Genomic DNA, 9,530 nt, shown 5'->3' with positions numbered 1-9,530 from the left:
AAATAAAGTAATTGTCTTTTTTTATCTTCACGGAGAATATCAATTTCTAAAGGTATATCTGTAAGATTTAGTAAAGGGAAATGGAGTTTATTGGTACAAGCTGTAAATAATGTAGATTGTAATGATTTGGGACTCTGTAAATGTGGTACAAAAGTTGATATATGTTGTGATTCTGTTTGACTAATGATATTAGTCGGATAAGGAACGGGTGGAGGAAGTGGTTGAGGTTTTTTTGCTTGTCTTTCCTCTGGTGCAGCTAATAAGTGATTCAGCAGCCAACGGGCAGCTAATAATTCTCGTCGCTGTCCTGCTAAAATAGCTTGATCTAACAGTGGCAGACCTGGTATTTTCAATTGTGATGAAACCGCAATAATAGTCTGATTAATTTGATTAATTCCTGACAACCGAATATTATTCCGCAGTTTAGCAAGAGGTAAATTAGATGATAAAGAATTGATTATTGCTGTTGTTTCTAACCAATAATAACCATTATTTGCTAGTTCTTGCATGATAGGAACTAACTCTGAAATAGATATACCTTTGGGACAATAACCATTTACACCTAAATTCTTTGCTGCTAAAAGTATTTCTGGTGTAGAGATAGAACTCAACAATAAAATAGGAATGTGGGAATATAAAGCTTTGAGTTGTCTACAAAATTGTAAACCTAATTGTTGAGAGTCGCTGGAATTTCCATGTCCTAATTCTAAAACTATTAAATTAACTTGGTTAAAGTCTGGAGAAGCTGTTGCAGCTAAAACTTGCAAGGCTGCGGTATCTGTGGCAACATCAGCTACAACTTGTAAATCGGGGATTGTTTCTAGAGCTACCCTTAATCCTAGACGAAAAATAGGATCTGGATCAATTAACAATAATTTTAAAGGGCGATCGCTCATAATTAAGAATAAGCAATAGGGAATAAGGAAGAGGAAATCAGAGTTTTTGATTTTTGATAGTGTAGACTGTCAGAAGCCCTGGTTTGACTCTTGAATTTATTGATCTCCTCCACATCCCTACACTCTTACACCCCTGTTTCCTGTGAATTGCGGTGTCCAACAAAATTAATTGTATAGCCTGTTATTTTTACTCCTGTTTGTGCTTCAACCTGCTGAATTAGCTCTGCTGGTAGTTCTATATGTACATCTAGAATTTGATTTGTATCTATACAGTTAACATGACTGTGAGCATCACTAATATTACCGTATAAACGCCCATCACAATGTTCAATACACTCAATAATACCTTGACTAGATAATGCTTCTAAATTTTGATAAACAGAGGTATGACCAATCTCTTTACCTTGTTGGTTCAAGCGATCATATATCTCTCTAGCAGAAAGATGTTCATTCGCTTGCCAAAGTAATTCTAGAATAAAACGGCGCTGACGGCTGACACGCATACCCAGCATTTGACACCGATCTAGAGCATCTTCTAGGGAACGAATTGCTTTTGTAGAAATAGCTCGCTTTTGCATATTTCAGTTTTAACTATGGGGATTGAATTCCCCTTCAATGACGATTGCTGCTTTTTTCTATACAAGGATATTACATACAACTTTTTGCCTATATTCTGTGTAACTGACATTAAATGCCTTATTAACCACAGGTTTTAGCAAGTTTTGTCCTTGATTAAAAGTTGTGTTGTCACATCCTCACTCTAAAACAAAGTCATTACAACTTTAGCTTACAAATGCCATTAATGTCGAGACTAGAACAAGTGTATTTTTTATATATAGTAATTCCAAGTTGCTATTAATAAAAATATAAGAGTGTGAGGGTGTCGGTGAAAGAAAAGGTTTTGTATAGCGGATAAATTGCGATTAAGTCTTAATGTCTGAAGCGGAATTTTCTGCATTTAAGAATTTTCTGATTTTTTGTTGATGGTTGCCAAAATTATGAAGTGAAAGTGTTGACCTCGCACTCGAAATATGATATCATTAGTTTTGATAAGGAAGAATTATTTTAAAATCAAATAAGCAGGCGACAAGAATTGCGATAGAATCAAGTTTTTTCCTAAGTATTGGTGAAACCAGTCAAATAAATCAACCATATTCCCTATTCCCCTCGTCTCTCCAAAGACGCAAAATAAGTTAACGTAAATATAGATATTTTTTGCAATAAATCTCAACAAGTTAACACCTAAACCATAAAGCGTCGGTAATTACTAAATTTCATGATGAACATTCTCAGTAACTTGCTTTCTCAACCTGTGCAGCCAAAACCCGCACCAAGACAACGCCGGGGTATTGAAATTAAATCTCCCCGCGAAATAGATATTATGCGACAATCAGCAAAGATTGTGGCAACGGTTCTCAAAGAAATTTCTGAGCTAGTAGAGCCAGGAATGACTACCGCTGATTTGGATGTTCATGCAGAAAAACGCATCCGGGAAATGGGTGCAACCCCTAGCTTTAAAGGATATCACGGTTTTCCAGCTTCCATTTGTTCTAGTATTAATCATGAAGTTGTACATGGTATTCCTAGTCCAAAAAAAGTAATTCGGGCAGGAGATGTATTAAAAGTTGATACAGGAGCTTATTATCAAGGGTTTCACGGTGATTCTTGTATAACAATTGCTGTAGGAGAGGTGACTCCAGAAGCTGCTAAATTAATTCGTGTGGCGGAAGAAGCTTTATTTAAAGGTATTGAACAGGTAAAAGCTGGTGTCCACTTATTGGAAATTGCTGGTGCAATTGAAGACCATGTAAAAATTAATAAATTTAGTGTGGTAGAACAGTTCACGGGGCATGGTGTGGGCAGAAATTTACACGAAGAACCAGCGGTTTTTAACTATCGTACTCGTGAAATTCCTAATGTGAAGTTGCGTGCTGGTATGACTTTAGCGATTGAACCAATTGTGAATGCTGGTTCCAAAACTACTAGGATTTTAGCTGATAAATGGACGGCGGTGACTGTTGACAATGCTTTGTCTGCTCAGTTTGAGCATACAGTGTTAGTCACAGATAGCGGTTATGAGATTTTAACTGATAGATCGCTGGTTTAATTACAGCAGCTTTCAGCAGTCAGCAGTAAAACCGTAAGGATTCAGGGAACAGGGAACTCTTAACAGGGAACAGGGAAGATAAAAGAAAAATGTTCTTCATCCTTCATCCTTCCTTCTGAACTCCTGATAGCGAAGCGTGGCGTAAGCCATACTCCTAAACTCCTGAATTCTTACGTAAAACCCTTTTGGTGCAAGGTTTTGTCATAAAAATTTGTACCTTATTGATCTGCAATATGCTGTATCTCCAATGTAAATTTATAAAAAATGTGATCACTCCAAAAAAGCGATCGCATTTTTTTTGTCTCTAGACATAAGCATCTGGAAATGATAACTTGCTAAAAAGTAGAAGCAAAATGAAAACTCTAAGTTGATAATTGTGAAACATTCAAAATATATAGCTTTCGACAGATGTATGAATATTACAGTTGCCAAAAAAATAGCGGTTATCGCTCAGATAGAAATCGACTGTTAACCCTATTCCCTATTCCCTCAAAATGAATGAAACTGATTTAGCTTTTACCCCGGCTTTAGAGTTAGCGCAATTAATCCGTCTTCGGGAAGTTTCACCCCTAGATTTAGTAGAAGTATATTTAGAACGTATTTCTCGCTTAAATCCCCAATTAGGAAGTTATTTTACCGTCACAGCAGATTTAGCCGTGGCTGATGCTAAAGCCAAAACAGAATTACTCACAACCACCTCAGAACTACCACCATTTTTTGGTGTCCCAATTTCTATTAAAGACCTCAACCCTGTAGCTGGTGTTACTTGCACTTACGGTAATCCGGCATTAATGAAGAATATCGCTAACTACGATGATGGCGTGGTTATCAAAATTAAACAAGCTGGGTTTACGATTCTTGGCAAAACTGCTACTTCCGAATTAGGTTCTTATCCATACAGTGAGCCTACAGGTTTTCCACCCGCCAGAAACCCTTGGAATTTAGAATATACCCCTGGTGGTTCTAGCGGTGGTGCAGCCTCATCGGTAGCTGCGGGATTATGTGCGATCGCACAAGGTTCAGACGGTGGTGGTTCAATTCGTGGTCCTGCGGCTTGTTGTGGTGTAGTGGGAATCAAACCAGCGCGGGGAAGAGTGACAAAAGCACCTGTAGGCGATCGCTTGGGAGGCATAGCTATCAGTGGTCCCATTGCCAGAACTGTAGCGGATGCAGCAGCAATGTTAGATGTGATATCGGGGTATGTTATAGGTGATCCTTATTGGTTAACCGATCCAGAACCTTCATTCCTCGCTGCTACTCAAGTAAAAACTTCTAGTTTAAAAATCGCTTTTAGTACCAATATTCCTCCTTTGGGAGAAGCAGACGAGAATTGTAAACAAGGAGTTCTACAAACGATTCAATTACTAGAACAATTTGGACATCAAATAGAAGAAAAATGTCCAGATTTCAGCGGTTTAGTAGAACCATTTCAAATGGTCTGGCAATCTGGAGTAGCATCCGCAGGAATACCCTCAGAAGCGTTACAGCCTTTAAATCGTTGGTTATTAACTAGAACAGGTTCGGCGGGTGAATATTTGCAAGCACTGGCAAAAATGCAAATAGTTTCTCGGTCAATTGTCGCCTTTTTTGATAATATTGATGTGTTAGTGTTGCCAGTCTATTTGCATTCACCAATTCGTGTCGGTGAATGGGCAGATTTGAGTCCAGAAGAAACATTTCAAAATATTGTTAATTGGGTTGCGCCTTGTCCGGTAGCAAATGCAACGGGATTACCTGCTATAGCCATTCCTGTGGGTTTTGATAGCAATGGTTTACCCATGAGTGTACAGTTAGTTGGTAAACCTGCGGCTGAGTCTACTTTAATTAGTCTAGCAGCGCAATTAGAAGCGGCTAATCCTTGGATTCAACATCGTCCAAATATCTAATTTTGTCTGAATCAGGATATCCAGGATTTAAGGATTGACAGGATTGTCATAAAAACTATGATGTTGTTCTTTCAATCCTGTTAATTTTTAATTTTTAATTTTTAATTTTGAGGCTGTCGTTTATCAACAACTAAAACTAGACAAAGTGCAGCCACAGCTTTTTCCCATTCCTGACGAACTTTTTCATCCTCCACACCATCAAATAAACTTACCAAACGAGGAACAGCTTCTTCTAAGGCTGCTTTTGGAACTGGACGATGTAACTCAACAAGGTGATTAATACTTTCTTGGTTATTCAGAAAACCGATTACCCATTTTGTGGTATGATCTGGACTGTCAGGAACGCGCTTTACTCCTAATTCGTTTTTTAGCCAGTTATAAAAAGGTGGTAAATGTTCAGCTAATACTTGTCCTGCTGTGGGTAAAGTTTCTCGTAGCAAGTTAATATTTAGACTATCTAATTCTTGTTTTAATTGTGGTGAATTTAGCACCTCATTTAAGGGTGAGGAAAGTATGGCTTCTATTTCTGGTTGAGAAAAATCTAAATGCTGAGTAAAGGTAGATATTAGTGATGACATTTTGAAAATCTCCCGCAATAATTATTAAGTGCTACTGCACTATTTTTTCTGCTTGCGTTTTTCTTTCTCAGTTTTTCCAACTTGGCTTTGTTGAAAAATCTGGGTGTGTTATTGCCCAAACTTCACTAGCTGCTTTTGCAAGATTAGCATTTTTTGACAGCATAGCGTGTGGATTATTGCCAAACTGAGCTAATTCAATATTAACACCGGAATTAATATCACGGTAACATTCCCGTAAGTATTCAGCCATAAGCCGTCAGCTATGCACCTGGAATATTGAAATACACAGAATGAAAAGAAATAGATGCAGATAACATTCCTGAAATTAAAACTTCTAAATCCTTGCTACTGTTGCTATTAGCTGATGACTGATTACTGATAGCTGAATGCTTACACATTCCCATCTACAAGTAGTACATTGATAGAGGCGATTTCCTTCATTATCGACTTCAGAGAATGCTTCATTTATTGAATTAGACCACAAGGTGCATATTTTTTCTTCTTTGATGTAGTAACTATAGAAAATCATCCCAGTCTTCTAATATGGATAATGTGGTAAGAGGTAATATTTAATGTATCAATTACCAATTACCAATTACCAAAAATTACGCTTTCTTCAACCAGCTAAACATAGCGCGTAAATCCTTACCCACTTCCTCAATTGGATGTTCAGCTTCTTGACGACGCATAGCCGTGAAACCGGGTTTACCAGCTTGGTTTTCTAAGACAAATTCCCGCGCAAATTGTCCAGATTGAATTTCGCTGAGAATTTTCTTCATTTCTGCTTTAGTTTGGGCGGTGACAACACGAGGACCCCGTGTATAATCACCATATTCCGCCGTATTAGAAATACTATCGCGCATGGTTGCTAAACCACCTTCAACTACCAAGTCAACAATGAGTTTCACTTCATGCAGACATTCAAAATAAGCCAGTTCTGGTTGATATCCTGCTTCAATTAAGGTTTCAAAACCGGCTTTAATTAAAGCACTTAAACCACCGCACAATACGGCTTGTTCACCAAATAAGTCAGTTTCGGTTTCTTCCCGGAATGTGGTTTCTAAAATACCTGCGCGTGTACCACCGATACCTTTAGCATAAGCCATTGCGCGATCGCGTGCTTTGCCAGTAGCATCTTGATAGACTGCAAATAACGCTGGTACGCCTTGTCCTTGTTCATAAGTACGACGTACTAAATGGCCTGGTCCTTTAGGTGCAACCATGATCACGTCTACATCCGCAGGGGGTACAACTTGCCCAAAGTGAATGTTAAAACCGTGTGCAAACGCTAAAATATTTCCTGCTTCTAAATTAGGTGCTATTTCATTTGTGTAAATAGTTTTCTGAACTTCATCAGGTAATAAAATCATGATCAAGTCAGCAGCTTTGGCAGCATCAGCTACATTTTTTACAGTCAAGCCAGCCGCTTCAGCCTTGGCAATTGATTTACTTCCAGGATATAATCCCACAATCACATTAACACCACTGTCTTTTAAATTCAGCGCGTGGGCATGACCTTGAGAACCATAACCAATAATAGCAACGGTTTTTCCTGTTAAAAGGTCTAAATTAGCATCTTCATCATAGTACATACGCGCCATAGAAGCATCTCCTGTCCGCAAAGGTTGTTATGAAATTAGCAGACTTATGATTTTACCGTAAATTGGGGACGGGGAATAAATTTGTTGATAAAACATTGGTACTATTTGCTAATTAACCGCAGATATACTCACATATAGGTATTCTCAATCTAAAAATCTAAAGTTAGTGGTGGTTCTGCCTTGTGCCGACATTCACTGTGGCAATGGGTTTTTAGTGCAGTTTAACCCGCCCCCCGTCACACAAATCGAGGAGAAAGCATCTGGTAAACCAGTCAAACTGCTAAGGATGCGAGTAGCAGTAAGAGCAGTAAAACTTCTGTTCAAAATGCTGATTGGGTCCAGAAAAGTTCTAGACTGAAAGTTAATCGCCAGAAATAAATCATACAACATCTCCTTTGATAATTTCATTATGAAAAAAATAGCGGGACAAAAAGCCCCGCAAAAAAAAATTGTAAATTAATTAAATACTAATTAACTTACTTACCCCAGTTATTGTCTGCTTGTTCTAGTACATAAGCAGCTACATTTTCAATTTGGGCGGGTTTTAACCGGTTGCCAAAGGCTGGCATAGCAGCTTTACCATTTGTAACTTGAGCAATAATAGCTTCTGCTGAGTACATACCATACTTTTCCAAATCTGCTTTGCTCAGACTTTTAGCAGCATTCACTAAGTTTTTACCACCTGCATGACATTGGGCGCAGTTAGCTGTAAATACTGCTTTTCCAGCAGCAGCATCAGCCGCTAAAGCGGGACTACTGAAGGCAAAGGTGAAGATGGTGATGCCTAACAGTAATACAGAAATAATCTTTTTCATCTCGTGTTCTCTCTACAACAATCGCTGATTCGGTGCAATATCCTTAATAATTCTCTTTTGATTATGTTGCATTAGTCAAACGACAGGCTGTCAAACTTGGAGTTAATCATTGAGAATTTGAGATTGATTGATTGTGATATCAAGGGTTTGGGAAAGATGTAAAATTATGTAAAGGTAAGTAGTCAGGAGACGTTATGCAGACCTTCATTTCAGAATTTTTGATCAATCAGTAGATGATTAAATGGTGATTCTGACTCACAAATTTTTAATCATGAATTATTACTTTTACTATAGTATTATTGAAAAATCAGAAACCCGACTTTCAAAAGAAGTCGGGAATCTATGTTGTTACCCTTTCAGGTCTAATTATATGAACTGACTGACAAATTTATTTTGTCCAGCCAGCTTCCGCTTGTTCCATAACGTAAGCAGCTACATTTGCAACTTCATCAGTTGTTAAACTATCTTTGAAAGCTGGCATAGCATTTTTACCATTTGTAACTTGAGCAATGATAGCTGCTTCTGAGTAAATATTGTACTCTTCCAAATCTTCTTTGCTCAAACTTTTAGCAGCATTAACTAAATTTTTACCACCTGCATGACAAGAAGCACAATTAGCTGTAAATACTGCTTTTCCTGCCGCTGTATCTGCTGCTAAAGCAGGACTAGTGAAGGCAAAAGTGAAGATAGTAATGCCTAACAGTAATACAGAAATAATCCTTTTCATTTTGTATTCTCTCTCTACAATAATTGCAGATTAGGAGTAATTTACTCCATAATTCTATTTTTATTTTGTTGTATTATTCAGGAGACAAACTGTAAAATTTGAACTTAATTTTTGAAGATGATAAATTTATTGTTTGTTATCTCAAGGTTTTTGGGACAATGTTAATTTATAGTAAACAAAGATTTATTGTAAAATTTTAGAGACTTGAATACTAACTTAAAATTTAATAAGGAAAAAATGTAAGATTTAAAAAAATTTTGATAAGATCCCCGGCTGATTATTTGATGATATAGTAAGTTTTGAGGTAATATTAGAAGTCGGGGATATGAGTGCAATCAAATTTTTATTGATTTGCTAATTCTGTCAATACATCTTCAGTCACGCGACAAATTCGCCAATCTTCTAAAATCTTTGCTCCCATGTTACGGTAAAATGTTTGGGCGGAAATATTCCAATCTAAAACACTCCATTCTAAACGTCCACAATCACGTTCTACAGCTATTTTTGCGACTTTAGTCAGGAGTGCTTTACCAATACCTTGCCGTCTAAATTCTGGTAAAACAAATATATCTTCTAAGTAAATTCCTGGCTTGGTGAGAAAAGTGGAATAATTATGAAAAAACAAGGCAAAACCTACTGCTTGACCAGAAAGTTCTGCTAAAATTGCCTCGATATATTTACGCTCACCAAATAGATGTTCTTTTAATGCTTGAGCATCACCAGTAACAGCATCAGATAATTTTTCGTATTCTGCTAATCCTTGAATTAATTCAAACAATACTGTGCAATCACTGGGTTCAACAAAACGGATAATTAAATTGCTATGGGAAGTCATTAGTCATGAGTCTATAGTCCACAGTCTATAGTTTAGAGGAGGGAATAGGGAATAGGGAACAGGTGACAGTAGAGATGGGGTGATG

At 37.4% G+C, this 9,530-nt stretch carries 10 protein-coding genes; 2 read left to right on the top strand and 8 right to left on the bottom strand.

Annotated elements, in window-relative coordinates:
* The coding region (locus tag A0J48_RS24960) for a response regulator (RefSeq protein WP_200327278.1) at positions 1–896 on the bottom strand (896 nt) is incomplete at its 3' end.
* A gap of 125 nt (positions 897–1,021) precedes the next feature.
* Positions 1,022–1,474 (bottom strand): Fur family transcriptional regulator, encoded by a 453-nt coding sequence (locus A0J48_RS24955; RefSeq protein ID WP_200327277.1) that lies wholly within the window; start codon positions 1,472–1,474, stop codon positions 1,022–1,024.
* A gap of 701 nt (positions 1,475–2,175) precedes the next feature.
* Here A0J48_RS24955 and map point away from each other — a divergent pair.
* Together map and A0J48_RS24945 are read left to right on the top strand one after the other, a co-directional pair.
* Positions 2,176–3,003 (top strand): type I methionyl aminopeptidase, encoded by an 828-nt coding sequence (gene map, locus A0J48_RS24950; protein ID WP_200327279.1) that lies wholly within the window; start codon positions 2,176–2,178, stop codon positions 3,001–3,003.
* Positions 3,004–3,497: 494 nt separating this feature from the next.
* Positions 3,498–4,889 (top strand): amidase, encoded by a 1,392-nt coding sequence (locus A0J48_RS24945; protein WP_200327276.1) that lies wholly within the window; start codon positions 3,498–3,500, stop codon positions 4,887–4,889.
* Between the two features lie 101 nt (positions 4,890–4,990).
* Here the strand turns inward: A0J48_RS24945 and A0J48_RS24940 are convergent, their stop codons facing one another.
* From A0J48_RS24940 to A0J48_RS24915, 6 genes are all read right to left on the bottom strand, one after another.
* Complete coding sequence (locus A0J48_RS24940) at positions 4,991–5,467, bottom strand: hypothetical protein (RefSeq protein ID WP_200327275.1); 477 nt, start codon at positions 5,465–5,467, stop codon at positions 4,991–4,993.
* A 67-nt stretch (positions 5,468–5,534) separates the two neighbouring features.
* Positions 5,535–5,717 (bottom strand): hypothetical protein, encoded by a 183-nt coding sequence (locus A0J48_RS24935; RefSeq protein ID WP_200327274.1) that lies wholly within the window; start codon positions 5,715–5,717, stop codon positions 5,535–5,537.
* Positions 5,718–6,072: 355 nt separating this feature from the next.
* Complete coding sequence (ilvC, locus tag A0J48_RS24930) at positions 6,073–7,068, bottom strand: ketol-acid reductoisomerase (protein WP_200327273.1); 996 nt, start codon at positions 7,066–7,068, stop codon at positions 6,073–6,075.
* A 476-nt stretch (positions 7,069–7,544) separates the two neighbouring features.
* Positions 7,545–7,883: a cytochrome c6 PetJ gene (gene petJ, locus A0J48_RS24925; protein WP_200327272.1), complete on the bottom strand. Its 339-nt coding sequence runs from the start codon at positions 7,881–7,883 to the stop codon at positions 7,545–7,547.
* Between the two features lie 388 nt (positions 7,884–8,271).
* On the bottom strand, positions 8,272–8,610 hold the full coding sequence (gene petJ, locus A0J48_RS24920) for a cytochrome c6 PetJ (RefSeq protein WP_200327271.1): 339 nt from the start codon (positions 8,608–8,610) through the stop codon (positions 8,272–8,274).
* A gap of 343 nt (positions 8,611–8,953) precedes the next feature.
* On the bottom strand, positions 8,954–9,445 hold the full coding sequence (locus A0J48_RS24915; RefSeq protein ID WP_200327270.1) for a GNAT family N-acetyltransferase: 492 nt from the start codon (positions 9,443–9,445) through the stop codon (positions 8,954–8,956).
* Positions 9,446–9,530: the final 85 nt, after the last annotated feature.

This window comes from Sphaerospermopsis aphanizomenoides BCCUSP55 (genome assembly GCF_001586785.1).
Lineage (GTDB): Bacteria > Cyanobacteriota > Cyanobacteriia > Cyanobacteriales > Nostocaceae > Sphaerospermopsis_A > Sphaerospermopsis_A aphanizomenoides_A.
The sequence above is the reverse complement of the archived record's forward strand: the minus strand, read 5'-3'. Positions and strand labels throughout refer to the sequence as shown.

Excerpts from the sequence above, each read along its gene's own strand:
- petJ (WP_200327271.1), bottom strand. The coding sequence starts at position 8,610 with ATGAAAAGGATTATTTCTGTATTACTGTTAGGCATTACTATCTTCACT.
- A0J48_RS24945 (WP_200327276.1), top strand. The coding sequence starts at position 3,498 with ATGAATGAAACTGATTTAGCTTTTACCCCGGCTTTAGAGTTAGCGCAA.
- A0J48_RS24940 (WP_200327275.1), bottom strand. The coding sequence starts at position 5,467 with ATGTCATCACTAATATCTACCTTTACTCAGCATTTAGATTTTTCTCAA.
- A0J48_RS24915 (WP_200327270.1), bottom strand. The coding sequence starts at position 9,445 with ATGACTTCCCATAGCAATTTAATTATCCGTTTTGTTGAACCCAGTGAT.
- map (WP_200327279.1), top strand. The coding sequence starts at position 2,176 with ATGAACATTCTCAGTAACTTGCTTTCTCAACCTGTGCAGCCAAAACCC.
- A0J48_RS24935 (WP_200327274.1), bottom strand. The coding sequence starts at position 5,717 with ATGGCTGAATACTTACGGGAATGTTACCGTGATATTAATTCCGGTGTT.
- petJ (WP_200327272.1), bottom strand. The coding sequence starts at position 7,883 with ATGAAAAAGATTATTTCTGTATTACTGTTAGGCATCACCATCTTCACC.
- A0J48_RS24955 (WP_200327277.1), bottom strand. The coding sequence starts at position 1,474 with ATGCAAAAGCGAGCTATTTCTACAAAAGCAATTCGTTCCCTAGAAGAT.
- ilvC (WP_200327273.1), bottom strand. The coding sequence starts at position 7,068 with ATGGCGCGTATGTACTATGATGAAGATGCTAATTTAGACCTTTTAACA.